General features: G+C 60.3%; 17 protein-coding genes. 7 read left to right on the plus strand and 10 right to left on the minus strand.

The window, feature by feature from the left end; genetic code table 11:
• Positions 1-36: 36 nt before the first annotated feature.
• From BLV09_RS14045 to BLV09_RS14075, 7 genes are all read right to left on the minus strand, one after another.
• The gene (locus BLV09_RS14045) at positions 37-885 is read right to left on the minus strand and encodes an alpha/beta fold hydrolase (protein WP_146687745.1); all 849 of its coding nucleotides are present in this window, start codon (positions 883-885) and stop codon (positions 37-39) included.
• Entirely contained in the window at positions 882-1322 is a 441-nt protein-coding gene (locus BLV09_RS14050; protein ID WP_244549080.1) for a hypothetical protein, read from the minus strand. Before BLV09_RS14050 ends, BLV09_RS14045 begins: the two co-directional genes overlap by 4 nt.
• Positions 1323-1383: 61 nt before the next feature.
• Positions 1384-2670: a cytochrome c gene (locus BLV09_RS14055; RefSeq protein WP_146687746.1), complete on the minus strand. Its 1287-nt coding sequence runs from the start codon at positions 2668-2670 to the stop codon at positions 1384-1386.
• Positions 2667-4430, minus strand: a complete 1764-nt coding sequence (locus tag BLV09_RS14060; RefSeq protein ID WP_146687747.1) for a GMC family oxidoreductase — start codon at positions 4428-4430, stop codon at positions 2667-2669. The genes BLV09_RS14055 and BLV09_RS14060 overlap by 4 nt, the downstream gene beginning before the upstream one ends.
• On the minus strand, positions 4430-5221 hold the full coding sequence (locus BLV09_RS14065; RefSeq protein WP_146687748.1) for a gluconate 2-dehydrogenase subunit 3 family protein: 792 nt from the start codon (positions 5219-5221) through the stop codon (positions 4430-4432). Before BLV09_RS14065 ends, BLV09_RS14060 begins: the two co-directional genes overlap by 1 nt.
• A gap of 241 nt (positions 5222-5462) precedes the next feature.
• Entirely contained in the window at positions 5463-6191 is a 729-nt protein-coding gene (locus BLV09_RS14070; protein WP_146687749.1) for a sulfite exporter TauE/SafE family protein, read from the minus strand.
• A 42-nt stretch (positions 6192-6233) separates the two neighbouring features.
• The gene (locus tag BLV09_RS14075; protein ID WP_146687750.1) at positions 6234-6431 is read right to left on the minus strand and encodes a hypothetical protein; all 198 of its coding nucleotides are present in this window, start codon (positions 6429-6431) and stop codon (positions 6234-6236) included.
• Positions 6432-7004: 573 nt separating this feature from the next.
• On the opposite strand from BLV09_RS14075, the gene BLV09_RS14080 reads away from it, so the two are divergent.
• The 7 genes from BLV09_RS14080 (at position 7005) to BLV09_RS14110 (ending at position 14582) form a co-directional block, all read left to right on the plus strand.
• Entirely contained in the window at positions 7005-8114 is a 1110-nt protein-coding gene (locus BLV09_RS14080; protein WP_100380485.1) for an MBL fold metallo-hydrolase, read from the plus strand.
• A gap of 14 nt (positions 8115-8128) precedes the next feature.
• Positions 8129-8749: an SCO family protein gene (locus tag BLV09_RS14085; protein WP_146687751.1), complete on the plus strand. Its 621-nt coding sequence runs from the start codon at positions 8129-8131 to the stop codon at positions 8747-8749.
• 143 nt (positions 8750-8892) lie between these two features.
• On the plus strand, positions 8893-10104 hold the full coding sequence (locus tag BLV09_RS14090; RefSeq protein WP_100380483.1) for an ABC transporter substrate-binding protein: 1212 nt from the start codon (positions 8893-8895) through the stop codon (positions 10102-10104).
• Positions 10104-12782: a M1 family metallopeptidase gene (locus BLV09_RS14095; protein WP_244549081.1), complete on the plus strand. Its 2679-nt coding sequence runs from the start codon at positions 10104-10106 to the stop codon at positions 12780-12782. The genes BLV09_RS14090 and BLV09_RS14095 overlap by 1 nt, the downstream gene beginning before the upstream one ends.
• Positions 12783-12869: 87 nt before the next feature.
• Positions 12870-13259, plus strand: a complete 390-nt coding sequence (locus BLV09_RS14100) for a DUF488 domain-containing protein (protein WP_100380481.1) — start codon at positions 12870-12872, stop codon at positions 13257-13259.
• A gap of 126 nt (positions 13260-13385) precedes the next feature.
• On the plus strand, positions 13386-14015 hold the full coding sequence (locus BLV09_RS14105; RefSeq protein WP_146687753.1) for a methylated-DNA--[protein]-cysteine S-methyltransferase: 630 nt from the start codon (positions 13386-13388) through the stop codon (positions 14013-14015).
• Positions 14016-14051: 36 nt separating this feature from the next.
• The gene (locus BLV09_RS14110; protein WP_197685045.1) at positions 14052-14582 is read left to right on the plus strand and encodes a methylated-DNA--[protein]-cysteine S-methyltransferase; all 531 of its coding nucleotides are present in this window, start codon (positions 14052-14054) and stop codon (positions 14580-14582) included.
• Between the two features lie 43 nt (positions 14583-14625).
• On the opposite strand, the gene BLV09_RS14115 is transcribed toward BLV09_RS14110, so the two are convergent.
• Genes BLV09_RS14115 through BLV09_RS14125 form a run of 3 tightly spaced genes read right to left on the minus strand, consistent with a single transcriptional unit; the run spans position 14626 to position 20537 of the window.
• A complete protein-coding gene (locus tag BLV09_RS14115; protein ID WP_146687755.1) occupies positions 14626-16203 on the minus strand; it encodes an efflux transporter outer membrane subunit in 1578 nt (525 codons plus the stop codon).
• On the minus strand, positions 16200-19463 hold the full coding sequence (locus tag BLV09_RS14120; protein ID WP_146687756.1) for an efflux RND transporter permease subunit: 3264 nt from the start codon (positions 19461-19463) through the stop codon (positions 16200-16202). Before BLV09_RS14120 ends, BLV09_RS14115 begins: the two co-directional genes overlap by 4 nt.
• An 18-nt stretch (positions 19464-19481) precedes the next feature.
• The gene (locus BLV09_RS14125; protein ID WP_244549082.1) at positions 19482-20537 is read right to left on the minus strand and encodes an efflux RND transporter periplasmic adaptor subunit; all 1056 of its coding nucleotides are present in this window, start codon (positions 20535-20537) and stop codon (positions 19482-19484) included.
• Positions 20538-20821 lie beyond the last annotated feature (284 nt).

Here is a 20821-nt window from a genome sequence, read left to right on the forward strand (position 1 = left end):
GATTCTATCGGCAGGCTGTCGAGGGCGCCATAGCGCTCATCCGGCCTGCCGGATCTGGTGAAGAACAGGCGCGATATATTGCCGGAACTGGGCCGGATTCTCGCTCATCGGAAAATGACCGAGCTTCTCCATGATCGTGACCTGCGCGCCGGGAATGCTTCGCGCCGTGCGCAGCGTATCCTCGGGTGTGCAGGAGAAGTCGTATTCACCTGTCAGCAGATAAAGCGGACATGTCGCGGTATCGATCTTTTCGACCCGTCCGCGCAGATCGCCGTCCACCCGGTAAAAATGCAGGTCGCCTTTAAAGACCCCCGGCCCGCCCTGCATGTAACTCCAAAGCGTTTCCCGGCGCGCGCTTTGCGGGCTCTGCGGCGCGATCAGCCCGGACACCAGCGCGGCACAGACTTCGCCGCCATGAACGTCGGGCCTGTTGAGCCAGTTGGTATCGTACCATGGCTGCTGAAAGTCGGCCGCTTCAAGCCCGATCAGCGCGCGAAACTCGCGGGCGTGATCAATCGCCAGATTGAGCACGATGCGGCCGCCGATCGAGCATCCCATCACCACCGGTCGCTGCAGCGAAAGCGCTGCGCAAAACGCCCGGATGCTCTGCGTATAGCTCGCCGTCGTCAGCAGGTACTCGTCCGTTGCTTCATCAGGCGGATTCGATTTGCCATGCCAGGGCATATCGAACGCGATAATCCTGTAATACTGCGTCAACTCGGCATCGCAGAGCAGATACCGCCACTGCCTGGTGTCGGAGCCGGCGGTGTGCAGGCAGACCAGCGGGATGCCCGAGCCGTTTTCCTCGAAATAGACACGATGCATCACGCCGTTGATGTCGACCTGCACGTATCGGCCGGTGATCGGTTCTATCTGTCCATTCATGCTGACATCTCCGCCGGCACGGAACGCGGCAACGCCAGCAGATCCTTGAAGTACTGCAAATGCGTCATGAACGGATGCAGCTCGCCGGCCAGATGCGCCTCGCCGCGCTTGGTCAGCGCCAGCAGATCGTGCCATCCGGGCCTGGGTTCAGGCCGCCAATACTCGATCCATGCCTGAGGTGACGCCGTATAGCTGAAGCGCCAGGACGGCATTATCTTGGGCATTGCGGACATTTCGGCAATACGGCCCTGGCGAATTGAAACCAGCAACGGCTGACCGATCGGGCCCAGCAGGCAATCGACGTTCAACCATCGTCCGGCGCGAAGCAGTTCACGATCGGCGTCGAGCAGCTTCGGCAAGGTCTCAAACGTGCTGACGACCCGCATGTCGGCAGCACCCGACACCGTTTCCTGATCTGAGACTGCAGCACCAGTCATAATGCATCTCCCGGTCTTGAGCGCCTTCCTGATCGGTGCAAGAGCGCTCCACTGGCAGAGACTACTGCGAAGCGGAACGCTCGCGCGGACCGGATACTTTGCTCCGCAAAGCCCTCACTGTGTCGGCGTCAACGGCTGAAGCTGCATTGCCCCAGCTGTTGCGAATGTAGGTGACGACAGCGGCGACCTGGCTGTCGTCGAGGCGATAGCCGAGCGAAGGCATCGCAGGCGATGTCGGGAACGCATCGGTCCCTGCGCCCCTGACGCCGGTCAGGATAATCCGCACCAAAGTGGTGGGATCGTCCTGCCTGACGATGGCGTCCCCGGCAAGACGAGGAAAGATGTGCTCAATCCCGGCGCCGATGCGGGTATGGCAGGCCGAACAGGTATCGACAAAGATGGCCTCACCGACCTGCATGCGGGGATCCGACGCGGGGATCGGCGCTGGCGCCGGCGCGCCCGCGGCTCCCCGCTCCTTCAGGTAAACCGCAATCGCCTTGAGATCAGCATCCGGCATCTTCGAAGTCGAATATTCGACGACCTCCTTCATCGGACCGCTGGCAATCGTGGTCCGCGTCTGACCGGTCTTGAGATACTGAACGACCTCTTCAACTGACCATTTGCCGAGGCCCGACGGCTCATCATTGGTGATATTCGGCGCCGTCCAGTTGTCGATCCGGTTGCCCTGCAGGAACTGGTCGGCCTTGTTCGCCCCAAATGCGTTCAGTGGTGTATGGCAGGCGCCGCAATGGCCCAGCCCCTCCACCAAATAGGCGCCGCGATTGAACTCTTCAGAACGTTGGGGATCGGGCACGAAGCGGCCCGGCTTGAAGAACAGCGCATTCCACCCCATCATCGCAGTGCGAATGCTGAACGGAAACGGCAGCGTATTGCGGTTGACGATGTTCGAGACCGGCGTAAGCGTCCGCAGATAATCGTAGATCGCGTCAGTGTCCTGACGTGTCACCTTCGTATAATAGGGATAAGGAAACGCCGGATAGAGATAGCCGCCATCGGGCCTTCGCCCTTGATGGATTGCACGCGCAAAATCGTTCCTGGACCAGTGGCCGATGCCCGTTGCATCATCAGGCGTAATATTCGGCGTCACGATCGCGCCGAACGGCGTCGCCAGCGCAAGGCCGCCGGCGAATGGCTGCCCGCCAGGCGCGGTGTGACAGGCGATGCAATCACCGGCCGTGGCCAATGCCTTGCCGCGCATGACGCTGACGTAATTGTCCGGGTCCGCCATCGCGCGATCTGCGGCAATCACAGCGACCAGCAAGATCGCGTATCGCCATCTGTTTGCCAGCCGGGCAACGCCGGATGTGGTGCCAGCCGGTGATTTCATAGCTGCACCAGCGGGCCGGGAGATCTGAGATAGCGCTGGATCGCTTCGAGCGACCAATAGGTCAGCGCGCCGACGGTGCCGGTCGGATTGTAGCCTGCGTTTTGCGGAAACGCCGAAGCGCCCATGACGAACACGTTCGACACATCCCAGGACTGAAGATAGCGGTTGAGCACGCTGGTCTTCGGATCGTTGCCAAAAACGGCGCCACCGGTGTTGTGCGTGGTCTGATACGGAACCACCGACCACGGGCCGACCAGTCGATTTAACTGGGTTTGCTTGGCCCCCATCGCCTTGGCGATTTCATCGCAGCGATCGGCCATCCAGTTCGCCATCTTGCGTTCGTTGTCCTGATAGTCGAACGTCATGCGCATCAAGGGCCGGCCGAGCGGATCCTTATAGGTCGGATCGAGGTCGAGATAGTTGTTGCGATAACTCATGACGCTGCCTTGCGCGCCGACGCTGGTGACACGCTGATAGGTTTCGCTGACCGCCTTTTTCCATTTGCTGCCCCATGTCGGCGTGCCGCGCGGCGTCGGGTGATAGAGAATGGGCCGCCCGTTGGTATGGGCAGAGGTGATGGAAGCCCCGCCGACGAAGCCATGCGGGGCGTGATCGAAATTGTCGCTGTTATAGTCGTCCGCCGCGACGCCGAGCGAACCTGCCGCCGCGAACGGATTGAACTTGGCGTCCTCGAAAAATGCCGTTGAACCGGAGCCGGTCTGGTAGGCGTAATTGCGTCCGACGACGCCCTCGTCCTGCGCGGGATCGTAGGGCTTGCCGATTCCCGACAGCAGCAGCAGGCGTACGTTGAAGAGCCCGTAGGCGCAGACCAGCACAAGATCTGCCGGCTGCTCCCATTCCTGGCCGTTGAGATCGACATAGGTGACGCCGGTGGCGGTCTTGCCGTCGGCGGACAGGTTGACCTTCATGACTTCGCTGTCGGTCCGCGCCTCGAAAGTCGGCTGGCGAACGAGCGCCGGCAATACGCAGGTTTGCGGCGACGCCTTGGAATAATTGGCACAGCCGAAACGCTCACAGAAGCCGCAATAGGTGCAGGGCGCCATGCTGCATCCATACGGATTGGTATAAGCGGCAGAAATATTGGCGGATGGACGGGGAAAGGGATGCAGGCCGAGACCGCTTGCCGCCTTGGTGAATAATTCCTGGGCGTAGCCTTGTTTCATCGGCGGCGTCGGATAATCCCTGTCGCGCGCGCCTTCGAAAGGATTGCCCCCCGGCTGGATCTGGCCCTTGATGTTGCCGGCCTTGCCGGAGATGCCCGCAAGATACTCGAACTTGTCGTAATAGGGTTCGAGCTCATCATAGCTGACCGGCCAGTCCTGAATGTGGTTTCCTTCCGGAAAAATTGCTTCGCCGTAGCGCTCGATCATGTGGCTGCGAATGCGAAAGTCGTTGGGCAGAAAACGCCAGGTCTGACCGTTCCAGTGCACTCCCGCGCCGCCGACGCCATTGCCCGGCAGGAAGCTGCCCCATTTGCGGATCGGCAACGCCGTCTGCGAAGGATTGTTTCGCATCGTGAGCGTTTCCTGCTTTGGGCGCAGGAAAACGTCGTGGCGCACGGCATAACGCAATTCGTCCGGCGCCGTGCCGATATTGAAGTCGGTTGCGGTATCGCGCCACGGGCCGCGCTCGATCGCGACGACTTCCAAACCCGTGCGCGAGAGTTCATAGGCCAGGATCGATCCGGTCCAGCCGAGGCCGACGATCACGACATCCTTGCGTGGCAGACGGCGCGCCATCAGTGCTCTCCCCACGCTGGGCGGCCTTGCATGGCGACCGGAGGCAACTGGTAAGTCTGATTAGGCTTCTCCATGACGTCGCGATAATCGTAGCGAACGCCGGGGAAACCGATCAGCTTCCATCCCGCCATGTCGCGATTGCCGCCATAAATGGGATCGGCGAAGAAGCCTTCCAGCGTATTGCTGTGGATTGCCGAGAACAGCATCTTGCTGCTGAAATTCGGCAGTACCACCTCGCCCTTTTCCATGGCGGTCAGCAGCCTTTCCTGCTCATCAACAGTGAGCTGAACGAAGCCGCGACCGCCGAAGCTTGTCTTGCAATAGGCCTCCAGCGCCGCGAGCCCCAGACGGTATTGTTGTCGCGGGACCAGCGGTGACTGCAAACCCTGGGTCGGCAACGGCGATGCGGAAAATGGTCCCTGCATGTAGAGCCAGTCATGCCCACCATAGGGCCCCGTCAACTGGCGGTCGATAAAGGTCGTGACGCCCGCATCCTTCGCACCTGGCCCGAGATCGTCAGTTGGAATCAGGCGATCGACAACGGCATCGACGATGGCAGCTTCCTCGGATGTAAAAAAGAGATAGCCGCCGGGCTTTACCGGCACCACAGGATAGGCCTCGTTGGGATCCCACGGCAAAACCTTGGTCACCACGCGGGCACTGGCGCCGCCGGTTGTGATGAGGAGAGCCGCGCTTGCCAGCAAGCTTCGGCGCGTAATGTGGCGGGGATGCCGGGTGGCCGCGGACGTCAGAGGTTTTCCGTCTGGCGAATGAGAGCCCAGATGCGCCATCGAATTCCTCCCCCGCCTTTATGTCGGCTTCTATTGCCCGATTCTCCGCAATCTGTACCTTTCTTGTACGCATGTCAGGGATGAAAATCGAAGGATCGATCTTTTTGCGGCGTCCTTGCGGTGCTCACCATTCGGAAGATGATATCCGGAAGGGCCGCGAACGGACACCGCGCAACGGCCTGCGGGACTACACGACAAAGCGCCGCTCTGCGCGACATGATTCCCGCCGGCAGCGGCCCGGTCAGAAGACCAGCAAAATACCCGAGACCAGGAGGATGGCCAGGATGATGCGCCGGAACGTCATCTCGTTGACGTTGCGGAACGCGATGATGCCGAGTGCCGATCCGGCCAAGAGCGCCGGGACACTGAGGGCGAAGTTGACCAAGACCGTGCGCGACAGATCGTGCCGAAACAGCATCAGGGCAAGCGCGGATATCTGCATCACGGCAATGAAGGGCTGAACCAGACCACGCTGCTGGTTCTTCGACACGCCGTGCATGTCGCACCAGATGGTCGGAAGCGCACCCGGCATCGCAGTTAAGCCTCCAATGAGGCCGCCACCAAAGCCGACGAGCGCATTGCCGCTTCGCTTCATCTGTTGCTGGTCGGCGAGGCTTGGCCTGGACAGCATGTATCCGGCGTAAGTGGCGACAGCCAGACCGAATCCCTCCCGGAACGTGTGAGCATCGGTATTGTCCAGCAACCACACCGCAACGGGAATACCCAGCAGTCCGCCAAATATCAGAATCGAGCTTTCCTTCCAGCGAATGTTCTTCCGCAAAGCCCACAGATTTGCGGCCTGAACGCCGATGCTGCACGCCATCATCAATGGAATGGCTTCCAGCGGTTGCAGAACATGCAGCAGAATAGCACCAGCCACCGCCGAAAAGGCGAAGCCCGCGAGACTCGAAACAAAGGCGCCGAAGAACACAGCTACGCTGAGCAGGAGAAACGACCCGATGCCGATCATGAGCAATATCTTCCGATAAAAAATATCTTCCGATAAATGATGCTAGTCGTACAAAGACGGCCCCGCCTCTTGCGGCTGCGACATCGTCGCTCCCGCCACCGGAGCCTGTTGCAGGATCGTGCCTGCAAGGACATGAAGAATTAAAAATGAAATGATGATGGCCGCGATCAGCATGTTCTCGCTCGGTACGGACAGCGGCTGAGACAATTTGACCCGAGATATTTTTTCATTCGCCAGCACTTTTCCGACCTCCGATTCCCGAATTCAAATCGTGAGCATCGCTCTGATGGCTGGCGATCAGATGTTGATTTTGCCGGAGAATACGTCGCGCCTGAAGGCGACGCGAGTGCTGCAGCGCTGCGACGAATAAAGCAAAAATACTCCTTCGCTTGGCCTGTTGATCGCGAAAGGCGGAGGCGAGAAAAGCAGCTCCGTCCGCTCGATATGAGGCATGTATCATCGGAAAAAACTCCGCAGTTCGCTGTTGCAATGCGCGGGACAATGACCTGAGCCATCCGGTGCGGCTGTGAACTGCGTCACACCTCAAGAAATGTTTATCCGGAAATCACGCATCGCTTTGCTGGATGCCTATAGTTTGAACACTGTCATGTTCCCGCAACACATGATCCGGTGACGGTTATTGACATACGTCGAAAAAAAACGACTGCCGCAGGTGCGCCAACGGCACCATCAGAGCAGCTTGCGCTGGAGCCAAGAGATAGGGTTTTCGTTGACACGGACCGCGATCTGCATTCGTAATCCGCGGGTATTGTTATCAACTGCTTTGCACCGCGGCTTTGCCCGGAGGATCCCATGACCAACTTCAATCGACGTGACGCATTGAAGGTGTCTGCAAGCTTTGCGCTGGCGGCTGCAGCCGGCGGCTTTTCCTGCGTCGAGATGGCCAAAGCTGGCCCCATCGAGGTGCCGACCATCGACAAGCTCAGCGTCCGCGTTCTGGTCGATAGCGCCAGCGACATCTTCTTCCGGCCGCAGACCGCGAACGGCGTGACTACCGAGCCCGGCCGTTCCGCGGATTCGCTGCGCCCGCTGCATAGCGAATGGGGATTATCGTTGTTGCTGGAGCCGCAGCGCGGCGACCAAAAGCGTACCTTCCTGCTGGACTATGGTTGGACGCCCGAGGCGATCAACGGCAACATGGACTTGCTGAAGGTCGACGCGTCAAAAATCGACACCCTCATCCTGAGCCATGGCCATTTCGATCATTGGGGCGGCCTGTTCGGATTCCTCGACAAGCACCGCAGGGATCTGCCCGCCGATATTACGATGTATGCGGGCGGAGAGGATAATTTCTGCCAGCGCTATGCCGGGAAGAACGCGCTCGGCGAATTGAGCGACTTCGGCATGCTCGACCGCCGCGATATCGCCAAGCACGATGTCAAGCTCGTGCTGTGCGAAACACCGGTCGTGATCGGCGGTCAGGCGTTCACGACAGGCAAGATCAAACGCAACAGCATCGAAAAGGTGCTGCCGAATACCCTGGTAGAGTTCAAGCAAAAGGACGGCGCCGGATGCAACGCGAGCCACTATCTGCCGGCCGAAATGGAAGGCAAGATCGTGCCCGATGAGCACATCCACGAGCACGCGACGTGCTTCAACCTGAAGGACAAGGGTCTCATCGTCATCAGTTCCTGCGGCCATGTCGGTATCGTCAATTCCGTGCGCCAGGCGATGGAAGTGTCTGGCGTCGAGAAGATCCACGCCATCATGGGCGGCTTCCACCTCGGGCCTGCTCCGGCGGATTACCTCACCCAGGTCGTGAGCGAGATCGGCAAGTTGAACCCCGACGTCCTCATTCCCATGCACTGCAGCGGCCTGAACTTCACCAGGGAAGCCCAGCAGCAAATGCCGGGCAAAGTCCTGACCACAACCACCGGCAGCCGCATCACCTTCGGTATCTGATCCGGAGCGAGGCCATGACCGGTGCAAGGGCGTGTGCGCTGTTTGTCGCCGCGTTCTTGTTCGGCTGTAGCCTGCTGTTTGGTGGGGGCTCGGCCAGGGCAGCCGAACAGCCGTCGGCCGCCGAGATGATGGATGACCTGATGTACGGCCGTGGGACAGTCGGCGGCCCGTTCACGCTGACCGACCAGAACGGCAAGCCACGCAGCGACAGCGATTTTCGCGGCAAACTGATGATCGTGTATTTCGGCTATACGTCTTGCCCCGACGTCTGCCCCACCGATCTGATGGCTATCACGCAGGCCCTGGACGCCCTGGGGCCGGCCGCCGAAGGCATACAACCTGTTTTTATCACGATCGATCCGGAGCGAGATACCAAAATACTGGCGGAATATCTCTCCGCCTTCCATCGCAGTTTCGTCGGACTAACCGGCTCTCCCGAGGAGATCCGCCGCGTCGCCAACGCCTACAAGGCGTTTTACGTCAAAGTGCAGGACGAGCGCGGCGGAGACTATTCGATCGACCACGCCGGCGTCGTCTACCTGATGGGCCGCGACGGCCAGTACCTCGGCTTCATGCCGCCGCAGACCAATCCCGATCGCTTGACCGAGATTTTGCGTAAAAATCTCGCCAAGTGACGCCTGGACTTAAAATACCGATGATCGCGCAACGCGAGCATCGTTGACGTGGGCGGCCGGGTGGGTGAAAAAAGCACAGCAAGGCGTGAGGGCTCAATAAAACAAATAAGCGCCGACACGCATAAAATCGGGAGGGATAAATAATGTTCGCGAGAAAACTGGCCATATTTGGCGTCACTGCGGCTGGCCTGCTGTGGTCGCCTGCGGCCTTTGCCCAGATATCGGACGACGTGGTCAAGATCGGTGTACTCACCGACATGAACGGGCCCGCCTCCACGCCGACCGGACAGGGTTCGGTCACGGCAGCGCAAATGGCCGTCGACGATTTCGGCGGTAAGGTATTGGGCAAGCCGATTTCGGTGATTGTCGGCGATCATCAGGACAAGCCGGATATCGGGGCCGGTATTGCCCGGCGCTGGTACGACACTGAGCAGGTCGATTTGATCGTGGACGTGCCGGTGTCCGCGGTGGGGCTGGCGGTGCAGGGCATTGCCAACGAAAAGAAGCGGATGTTCATCACGCACTCGACGGGGGCGGCTGACTTCCACGGCAAATTCTGTTCGCCCTACACCATGCAATGGGTGTTCGATACCCGCGCGCTCGCGGTCGGCACCGCGCAGGAAGTGGTGAAACGCGGCGGCGACAGCTGGTTCTTCATCACCGACGATTATGCGTTCGGCCACTCGCTGGAACGCGACGCCTCGAGCGTCATTGTCAAGAATGGCGGCAAGGTGATCGGCTCGGTGAAGCCACCGTTTGCGACCCCCGATCTGTCGTCATTCATTCTTCAGGCCCAGGCTTCCAAGGCCAAGATCATCGGCATCGCCGGTGGACCGCCGAACAACATGAACGAGATCAAGACCGCCGGTGAATTCGGCGTCTTGAAGGGCGGCCAGCAGATGGCCGGCCTGCTCGCGCTGATCACCGACATCCATTCGCTGGGTCTGCAGGCGGCGCAGGGACTGTTGCTGACCACATCGTTCTACTGGGACATGGACGACAAGACGCGCGAATGGTCGAAGCGTTATTTTGCCAAGATGAACCGGATGCCGACCATGTGGCAGGCCGGCGTCTATTCGTCGGTCATGAGCTATCTCAATGCGATCAAGGACTCGGGCACCGACGAGCCGCTCAAGGTGGCGGCGAAGATGCGCGAAAAACCGATCGAGGATTTCTTCTCACGCAACGGCAAGCTTCGCGAGGACGGCCTGATGGTTCACGACCTCGTGCTGGTGCAGGTGAAAAAACCTGAAGAGTCCAAATATCCGTGGGACTATTATCAAATCCTGGCTCATATCCCTGGCGACCAGGCTTTCGGTCCCCCCGACCCCGCCTGCCCGCTCGTGAAGCAATGATGGCATTCACGCGACGTAACCTTGCCGCGGCGCTGGCCGCAACGCTTGTGCTGATGCTCCCGGTATCAGGCAGTGTTGCGGCCGAACGAAATTATTCCTTCGATACCACGCCGGGTAAACTGCCGAAGACGGTTATTCCCGTCCACTACGCGATCGAACTCACACCCGATCTTGAGAAGCTCTCGCTCGCGGGTGTCGAGGTTGTGGACATCGAAGCCCGCGAGCCGACCGCGCGGCTGACCCTCAATGCGGTCAACATGACGCTTGGTGCCGCCACCATCGATGGCGATACGCAGCGCGCGGACATCACGCTCGATGCCGCCGCCGAAAGCGCCACGCTCACCTTCACGCAGCCGATCACGACCGGCACACACCGGCTGCGCATCGCCTTCACGGCGCGGATCAACAGCTTCGGCCGGGGCCTCTTCTTTGTCGATTACCCGACCGACCAGGGCATCAGGCGGATGATCTCAAGCCAGCTCGAGCCGGCCGACGCCAGACGAATCTTCCCGTGCTGGGACGAACCGGCTTTCAAGGCGACGTTCGCCCTGACGGTCACGGTGCCGCGCTCGTTCCTGGCCGTCAGCAACATGCCGGTCGCGCATGAGGAAGCGGTCAACTCCGACCTGAAGCAGGTTACTTTCGCATTGACGCCGAAAATGTCGAGCTACCTGTTCGTGCTCTCGGCCGGCGAACTCGAACGGATCACGGCGCAGGCGGATGGCGTAACGATCGGCGTCGTCACGACCGCGGGCAAAGCCGAAAAGGGACGCTTCGCGCTCGATAACGCGGTCAAATTGCTGGACTATTATAACGATTATTTTGGCGTGAAATATCCACTCCCCAAACTGGACCTGATCGCGGTGCCCGGCGGATTCGGCGGCGCCATGGAGAACTGGGGCGGCATCACCTTCTTTGAGAGCCGGCTATTGTTCGACCCCGCAACGAATGCAAACACTGCGCGGCGCAGTATCTTCAGCGTGCTGGCGCACGAAATGGCGCATCAATGGTTTGGCGATCTCGTCACCATGGGCTGGTGGGACAACCTTTGGCTCAACGAGGGTTTTGCCAGCTGGATGCAGGAGAAGGCAGCCGCACATTTCTATCCGCAATGGCGAACCTGGCTCAACGGCTACGGCCAGAAACAATACGCCATGGCGCTCGATGCACGACGCACCTCGCACCCAATCCAGCAGCCGATCGCCGACCAGAGCGAGGCCACGACCGCCTTCGACGGCATCACCTACAATAAGGGCCAGGCGCTGATACGGATGCTGGAAAGCTATCTCGGCGATCAGGCCTTCCGCGCCGGCATCCGCAACTACATGGCCGCGCACGCCTATGGCAACTCCACCACCGCCGATCTCTGGCAGGCGCTGGAAAGCGCGGCAGGCAAGCCCGTGACCGGCATCGCCGCGTCCTTCACCGAGCAGGACGGCGTGCCGCTGATTATCGCCGAGACCACCTGCAACGGCACCGAACAACGCATGTCGCTGCGGCAGGACCGCTTCATGATCGCCCCCGCTCGATCCACCTCCGCAAATGACGATGCAAAGGTGCTTTCACCGCGGCATTGGCAAATCCCGATCGCAGTCGGGCCGTTGCGCGCGACGCAGCCGGCGGAAATCCTGCTTGATGGGAGCGCCGAAATCGCGGCGGGTTCCTGCGGCGATCCGGTGAAGGTCAATCTCGGCGACGTCGGTTATTACCGGGTCGAGTACGGCCCAAGGAGCCGGGAGGCGCTGGCGAAGTCGCTGACAACGATGACGCCGGAAGATCGTGTCAATTTCCTCGCCGATCAATGGGCGCTGGTGCAAGCCGGCCGTACTGAACTGGCGTCTTATCTCACGCTGACCGAAGGGATCAGCGCCGACGATCACCGCACGGTATGGGACCAGGTGATCGGCACCTTGAGCAGGCTCGATCGTCTCGCCCGCGATCGCAGCGCACGACCGGCGCTGCAAGCTTACGCACGCGCGAGGTTGCGTCCGGTGTTCGACCGGCTCGGCTGGGATGCGACCGGGCCCGACAATGACGACGAGGCCCTGCTGCGCAGCAGCCTGATCCGGGCGCTCGGCGAATTCGGCGACGTCGAAATTATTGCCGAAGCGAAACGGCGCTTCGCCGGCTTCGTGCAAAACCCGCAATCCCTGCCAAGCGCATTGCGCGATACGGTCGCGCAAGTCGTCGGCATCAGCGCCGATCGCGCCAGCTATGACACGCTGATTTCGCTGGCGCGCAAAAGCACCGTGACCAGCGAGCGGCTGCGCTACTATTATGCCGCCGCCAGCGCGCGCGATGCGACCCTTGCTCGCGCCACGCTGGCGCTGACCCTGACCGATGAGCTGCCGAGTACAATCATCAACGGCATTATCAGCGCGGTCGCCTCGTCCGGCGAGCAACCCGATCTGGCCTGGGATTTCGTGCAGCAGAATCTGGATGCGCTCACCGCGCGGCAGGGACCTTCGTTCCGTGACGCCTTCATCCCCGAGGTCATGACCAACTTCAGCGACGAAACCCATGCCATCGAGCTTGCGCACTTTGCCCCGGCGCAGGCAACCTCCGGCGGCCGCGTCATGGTCGCGCGTGCGCTGGAAACGATTGCGATCGCGGACGATCTCAAGACCCGCGCGTTGCCGGCGATCGATGCCTGGACCAAAACGCATAATGGCCGGTGACGTAGAAGCGGCGTGGCTGGACCGAAATTTATCCGGAAGAACGCGGACAAGAAACCTTGATTTGCCGGCTCATCAGGAGGCACCCTCATGCCAACGCTTCACATCAAGCGCGTCTATGAACGCCCTTCTCCGGAGGACGGCGTCAGAATATTGGTGGACCGTCTCTGGCCGCGCGGACTCACGAAGGAAGCGGCAGCGCTCGACTATTGGTGCAAGGACATTGCGCCCTCCCCCGAGCTTCGCAAATGGTTCGATCATCGCGAGGACCGGTTCGACGAGTTCAGGCGCCGGTACCGCCTCGAACTGAAGTCAAATCCTTCTCTTCCGGAATTTCGGAAGCTGGCGAAACCCGGCAAAGCGACGTTGCTGTACGCCGCACACGACGCCAAGGTGAACCATGCGGTCGTGCTGGCCGAATACATCCAGGCCTTGAAAGCCAAAGCCCCGCCGAAGCGCCGGAGCGTTCGAAAATCCTGAAAGTGTGTCTGGCCGTCCATCTGCGCCGTACGAACCGTTACTGATCGGTTTTCGGGTGGCGAAACGTCGTCGCGATGTCCAGATTACACGGCAAGCAATCGGCAATTGTCAGAAGGTCGAAATGCCATGTCACAGAGTGCAACGCAAAAATATGCCCTGTTCGACACCGCGATCGGGCGATGCGGCATCGCATGGAACGATATCGGCGTGCTGGCGGTGCGTCTTCCCTTTGCCAGCGACGATAAAATGCGCGCGCATCTGCGCAACAAGTGCGGCGATCTCGAAGAGGCTGCGCCACCGCCTCATATACGCCTTGCCATCGATGCCATCACGTCCCTGATGAACGGCGAAGCCGTTGACCTCTCCGGTATCGACCTTGATATGGCGCGGGTGCCGGATTTCGACCGCCGCGTTTATGAGATTGCCCGCAGCATCCCGCCCGGATCAACCCTCACCTATGGGGATATTGCGAAACGCCTTGGCGGCCTCGAATTGGCGCGGGATGTCGGTCAGGCCTTGGGGCATAACCCCTTTGCGATCGTTGTGCCCTGCCACCGCGTGCTCGCCGCCGGCGGCAAGCCGGGCGGATTTTCAGCTCCCGGCGGCCGATCGACGAAGTTGCGCATGCTCGCGATCGAGAACGCCTATGTGAACGACACGCCTTCCCTGTTCGACTTTTCGAAACGGCAACGCCCGCGCCAGACCGAGGGAAATCCGAAGCCAAGCCTTGGGAATAGCCGCCGACGGGCGGGATGAACCAAAGGAAAATACCAGATGACTTATTTCTACAAGATGATCGACTCGCCGCTCGGCAGGCTCAAACTGATTGCCAGCGACAAGGGCTTGGCCGCGGTCCTGTGGGAGAACGACGATCCTCGGCGCGTCCGTCTCAGCCCGCTGGAGCCGGATCCGGACAACGGGTTCCTGAAGGAGACCGAGAGGCAGCTGAAGGCCTACTTCAACGGCAAACTGAAGAAATTCACCGTACCCCTGGATTTCAAAGGGACTGATTTCCAGAAAAGTGTCTGGGCAGCGTTGCTCACGATTCCGTTCGGCGAAACGCGCAGCTATGGCGAAATCGCCAAACAGATCGGCAGGCCCGATGCATCGCGGGCGGTCGGCGCGGCGAACGGCAGGAATCCGATCGCGATCATTGCGCCGTGCCATCGCGTCCTCGGCACCAGCGGCAAGCTGACCGGCTTTGCCGCTGGGCTCGAAGCAAAAGATGAGCTGCTGAAGCTGGAGGGCCGCGATCCCCTTCTTGGCCTCGCAGGTCAAGGGCGGCGAAAAGAACAAAACCAATCCAGGTGGATCATACAGTAACGTCGGTACGCCTTGCCTTCGCCACGGCTTGTCCGATATGCGCTTATTGCGGTTGATGTTGGTCGCTTGAAGCCACAACCGGCTCCTCTCCCATCGCGCATTGCCGCCATACGGGGGTTGAGCATGAAGCCGGCCAGCCTCCGCCCAATGCCATGAACAATGCGGCCGTATCGGCGAGACGATTGGCTTCGGCCTGCACGCGCGACAATGACGCCGTCAGATAGGTCTGTTGCGCGTTCAACACGGCGAGCTGGTTGACCTGACCGGCGTCGAGCTGCTTCTGGACAATATCAAGGCTTGCCTTGGCGGTCACTTCCGCCCGCACTGAAGCCTGCGCCGCTCTGGCATCGGTTTGTACCGCGCGCAGTGCATCGGCGACATTCTGGAACGCGGCGATGACGGTTGAGCGATATTGTGCCTCAGCCTGTTCGAGCGCGGCCTCAGCCGCTTTCTGTTTGTTATAGAGCGTGAAGCCATCGAAGATCGGGGCGGTTGTACTCGCGACCAGCGTGTAAAATCCGGTACCGGGCGCAAAACTCTGCGCAATATTGTAGGCCGTAGATCCGCCATTGGCCGATAGCTCGATATTCGGAAGTCTCGCGGCGATAGCCACCCCGACCTGAGCACTCGCCGAATGCATATTGGCTTCTGCCGCCCTGACATCGGGCCGCTGGTTCACGAGCGTGCTCGGCAGGCTGACCGGGAGATTGGCGGGCAATTTGAGATAAGCGAGCTCGAACTTTTGTGCAATTTCGTCGGCCGATAACCGTCCGGCAAGCGCCGTCAGCAAATCGCGCTGTTGTGCAAGTTGTTTCTCGAGCGGCGGCAGCAACTGCTCGGCCTGGGCGAGCGCCGCATCCTGTGCGAGGACATCGGCCTGTGCCACCTGACCGGCATCGAACTGGCGCTTCAGAATACCGAGAAGGTTGCGTTCTATCGCAATGATGCGCTTGGTCGCCTCGAGTTGGCCGCGCAGCGACGCCTCCTGGATCGCCGCGGTCACGACGTTGCTTGTGAGGCTGAGATAGGCGGCTTCGAGCTGAAACAATTGCTGCTCGGTCACCGCATCCAGATTCTGGACGGCTCGCAGGTTGGCGCCCCAGATATCCGGCACGAAAGTCACGGTCAGCTGGTTGGTCACCAGCGTGTATTGGGACTGTGGCCCCGGCGTCGGAATGGGGGGCACCTGGCCCGGATTGGAAATCAGATAATCCGCTGATGTCGAATTACCCGTGAGCTGGGGATAGAACAAGCCGCGCTGCGCCTGCGCATTGAATTGAGCCACCTTGATTGCTGCCTCGGCAGCCTGCAGATTTGGATTGTGGTCGACCGAGTCTTTTATGAGATCGTTGAGCGGCTTGGACTTGAATGCCGCCCACCACCTGGCTGAAATGTCTTCGCCGGTGACGAAATGCTGAGCGGCCACCCGAGGGCCACTTCGCTCCGAGGTCGGCGACTGGAGTTTTCCCGGCACGTAGCCAGCAACGTCAGGCGCGGCGGGCCGGACGAAATTCGGTCCCACGGCACAGCTCGCCGCCGACAATGCGATTGCCACTTGTAGCGCGGCTGGAACAAGATACCGGGTCCGCGCTCTCCTTATTCTGCCGGCCGCTTGCTTCATGGCGCGCTCGCATCATGAGCGGCCGCCGCGCTGGCCTCTTTATCGATCGTGACCGGTTCGGCCTCCCGCGAGAGAAATATCTTGCGCAGCGCAGGCGCCACGAGAAGCAGCAGCACCGGCCCAATGAACATGCCACCGACAACGACCGTCGCCAAAGGCCGTTGCACCTGGCTGCCGATGCCGTGTGAGATCGCGGCGGGAAACAGGCCGACGCCGGCGGACAATGCCGTCATCAGCATCGGCCGCATTCGCTGCTCGGCACCGCGGAAAACCGCCTCGCCGACATCGAGACCGGACGCGCGAAGCTCACGGAAATAGGTGATGTTGAGTATTCCGTCCATCACCGCAACGCCGAACAACGAGATGAAACCGATGGCGGCGGACACGCTGAAATCGAGGCCCGCAAGATACAGTGCGATCAGACCGCCGCCGATCGCGAACGGGATTCCGGCAACGGCCAGCAGACTGTCGCGCAGCGAATTGAACAACCCGTAGAGCAGGACAAGGATCAACAGCAGGGTGATGGGAACGACAATGAGCAGCCGCTGCTTGGCATTCTGAAGGTCTTCAAATTCGCCCGCCCAGAGGATCTGGTACCCATTCGGCAGTTTCACGTTTTTTGCGATACGTTCCTGCGCCTCGGCAACGGTGCTGCCGAGGTCGCGGCCGCGAACGCTGAATTTGACGGGAATATAGCGCTGGCTGCGCTCGCGGTAGATAAAGGAGGCGCCGGTGTCGAGCGAAATGTCCGCCAGCTCGCTCAAGGGGATATAGGCATTGGTCCCCGAGGGAGTTTGATAGGCGACCTGGACCGTGCGGACAGCATCGATGCTCTCACGGAATTTCGGATCGAGGCGCACCGCCACGCTGAATTGCCGATCGCCTTCGAGGACCGTCGTCGCTGTCGTGCCGCCGAGCGCGGCTTGAACAACGCTGTTGACGTCACCGGTGTTGAGGCCGTAGCGCGCTGCCTTCTCCCGGTCGACCCGGATGTTGAGATTGGGCTGGCCGAGCAATCTGAAAATGCCGAGATCGGTCACGCCCTGCACCTGGCTCATCTCGACCAAGACCTGATCCGCGAGCTTTTCCAGGGTTTGCAGATTAGGCCCGACGATCTTGACGGAGTTGGCGCCCTTCACTCCTGACAGCGCCTCCTCGACATTGTCTTGAATGTACTGCGAGAAATTGAAACCAATCCCCGGCAACTCGTCGTTGAACTCCTTTTGCAGTTCCGCGGTCAGGGATTCCTTGGTGACATTGGCTGGCCACTCATCGAAGGGCTTCAAGGGCGCAAATAATTCGACATTGGAAAACGGCGAAGCGTCGCTGCCGTTGTCGGGGCGCCCGTGCTGGGAGACGACGGTGATGACTTCGGGATGGCGCAACAGGATTTCACGCATCTTCGCGGTCGCAACCGTGCCCGCATCCAGCGAAATCGTCGGCGGCATGGAAGCCCTGATCCAGAAATTACCCTCCTCCAGCGCCGGCAGGAATTCGCTTCCGAGACGGGAAGCAGCAACGACACTGATCACAAGGAAAACGCCGCCGATGATGACCGCGAACTTTACCCGTGCCAGCGCCCATTTCAGCACGGGCGTGTACAATGCCCGCAGCTTGCGCACGATGATCGTTTCGGTTTCCTCGATCTCTTTCGGCAGCACCAGCGCGGCAAGAACCGGCGTCACCGTGAAGGTGGCAATCAGCGCGCCGGCGAGCGCGTAGCCATAGGTTCGCGCCATCGGCCCGAAAATCTGCCCTTCAACGCCCTGCATCGTAAACAGCGGAACGAAGGCTGTGACCGTAATCGCCGCGGTAAAGAAAACGGCCTTATCGACCTGGAGGGCGCTGAGGAAAATCAATCGAAGCCGCTGCGGCCAGGGATGGCCGGTGGCATCGTCGGCCGCCACGCGCGTGGTGGGATCCGGTCCCCAATACCCCTTCGTGAGCCGTTCAAGAAGCGATTGACGGAGTTCGGGCGCCGATTGGAAATTCCGGTAGATGTTCTCCATCATGATCACGGCGGAATCGACGATGATGCCGAAATCCACCGCGCCCAGCGAAAGCAGGTTGGCATCTTCTCCCCGCAACACGAGGATGATGATGGCGAAGAACAGTGCGAACGGGATATTGACCCCGACGATGATGGCGCTCCGGAGATCGCCGAGGAAAATCCACTGGATCAGGAACACGAGCAGGCAGCCGAACACCAGATTGTGCAGCACCGTATGCGTGGTAACGCCGACCAGCGAGCTGCGATCGTAATAGGGAACGATCTTGACACCCGCCGGGAGGCTGCCGTCGGTGTTCAGTTTTTGTACCTCGGCTTCGACCAGCGGAATGATGTCGTTGGTGTGCTGCGTTCGTCCCATCACCACGATGGCGGTCGCTACATCGTCCTCGCTGTCGCGGCCGGCGATTCCGAGCCGCGGCACGTATCCGATCGAAACCTTGGCGACGTCCTTGATCTGAATGGGAAGGCCGCCGGACTGGGTCAGCACGATATTTTCGATGTCGGAAACGTGGTAACCCTGCGTCACGTCATCGGCGCCGCCGCTGTCGATCAATCCGATGCCGCGAATGTTGACCGACTGCTGGCCGATCGTGATCTCGCGGCCGCCGACATTGATATTTGCGTTTCCAAGCGCGGTGATCAGCTGGGGCACGGTGATGTTGTAGGCTTCGAGCTTTTGCGTATTGGCATCGACGCTGAACTGTTTTGTCGTCCCGCCCCAACTGTTGATCTGCACGACGCCGGGGATGGTGAGCAGGCGCCGCGTGATGACATAGTCCTGCAGGGTGCGGAGATTGGTCAGGCCGAAATGGGGCGGACCCGTCACCTGGTAGCGGTAGATCTCGCCGACCAGGCTTGACTGTTGAATCGTCGGCACCAGATTGCCCGGCAGGGTGACGTTCTGCTGCAGGCTGATCGATGCCTGCGTCAGCGCGAAGTAATAATCGATGCCGTATTTGAAGGTCACCCGGACGAAAGACAGTCCGTAAAACGACGTCGAGCGAATGTTGGCGACGCCGGGCGTCGGATAAAGTCCGACCTCCATCGGCACGGTGTAGTATTTCTCCATTTCCTCGGCGGAAAGCCCGGCCGCCTGTGCCGTGATCTCGAGGATAACCGGAGCCGGATTGGGGTAGGCTTCGATGTTCAGCCGCGTAAACGCGAAAATCCCCGCGGCGCAGAACACTGCAATGCCCAGGACAATGATCGCACTTCGCGTCAGCGCAAACTCAAGAACGGATTTTATCACGCCTGCACTCTGAGCCCGTCAACCGTCGACGCCCAGCAACAGCTTGTTGCTGAGGAAAACCGCGCCGTCGGTCACGACCAGCTCGTTTGCCTGCAGTCCCGCAAGCACCTGGCTCCAGCCATTCTGCTGCTGGATTCCGATGGTGACGGTTCGCTTGGTGAACCGGTGCCGATCGGTCGTCACCCAGATCGTCATGGTGCCGTCGCCTTCACGCACCACGGAATCGACCGGTACCGCAGCGGATTGGACCGGATCCGTCAGACGAATGAGAAAGCTTGCGAACATTCCCGCACGCAACAGGTGGTCAGGATCGGCGATCTCGGAGCGGACCAGCTGACGATGGGTATTCGGATCGATCATCGAGCCGACCGTGGTGACGTGTCCCTCGAACACCTTGTCCGGGTAAGCCGGGACACGAACCTGGACCGCCTGGCCGACACGATAAGACGGCGCATCGGTCTCGATCACGTTGGCGATCATCCACATGGTGGACAGGTCGGCCACCGAATAGGGCGGCGGCGCGGAACCGGGCTGGGTCAGAAAACCCTCGGCCGCGTTGCGCGCGATCACCGTACCGCTGATGGGACTCGGAACGTAAAGCGTCGAATCGACCTTTCGCTGCGCCAGAATCTGGTCGATCTCTGCATCGGTCTTGCCAAAGATACGAACGGCGTCTTTTGCCGCCTTGAAATTGCCTTCCGCGGTCTGCTGATCCGACGTTGCCTGATCGACGTCCTTCTGGGCGCTGCCGCCGGCCTTGAGCAATTGAGTGGCGCGCGCAAGCGTCCGCGTCTGCAATTGAAGCATGCCGCTGCTCGCAAGCAGGGTCGATTCCGCCTGCAACAGGTCCGGACTGTCGACCGTGAACAGGATATCTCCCTTCTTGACGGTGTCGCCGAGATTGGAGAAGGCGTGCACTATTTTTCCCGAATATTGCGAGAAGACCTGCACGGTCATGTTTTGGTTGAAGTCGATCGTGCCGACCGCGGTCTTGAGCGTCTCGAAGCTGCGAAGTTCCGCCGGTGCTGTTTTCAGCGCGCCCAGTTGCTTTTCGGTCAGTTCGACAGATTGCATTGCTTCGGCATCGCTGCCTTGAGCCGATGAGCGGGTTCTGTTTCGTGGTTCTTCGACAGCAGAGCTCGTTGTCGAACCCAGCAGCGATCTCGCGCCAAACAGAACCGCACCGGCTACGGTGCAGAGCGTAACCATGAGAACGATTTTCGAGGGCCTCCCTTTCGGGAGGAGAACCGAGGCAGTCATGACGAGTAAACCCCTGAGCGCAACGTCAGCTCGCAAGTTGATGAGCTCTCGAAATCACGACGAGATCATAGTTGCGCTAGTACTTCGGACTACCATCC

This window comes from Bradyrhizobium canariense, from assembly GCF_900105125.1.
Lineage (GTDB): Bacteria > Pseudomonadota > Alphaproteobacteria > Rhizobiales > Xanthobacteraceae > Bradyrhizobium > Bradyrhizobium canariense_A.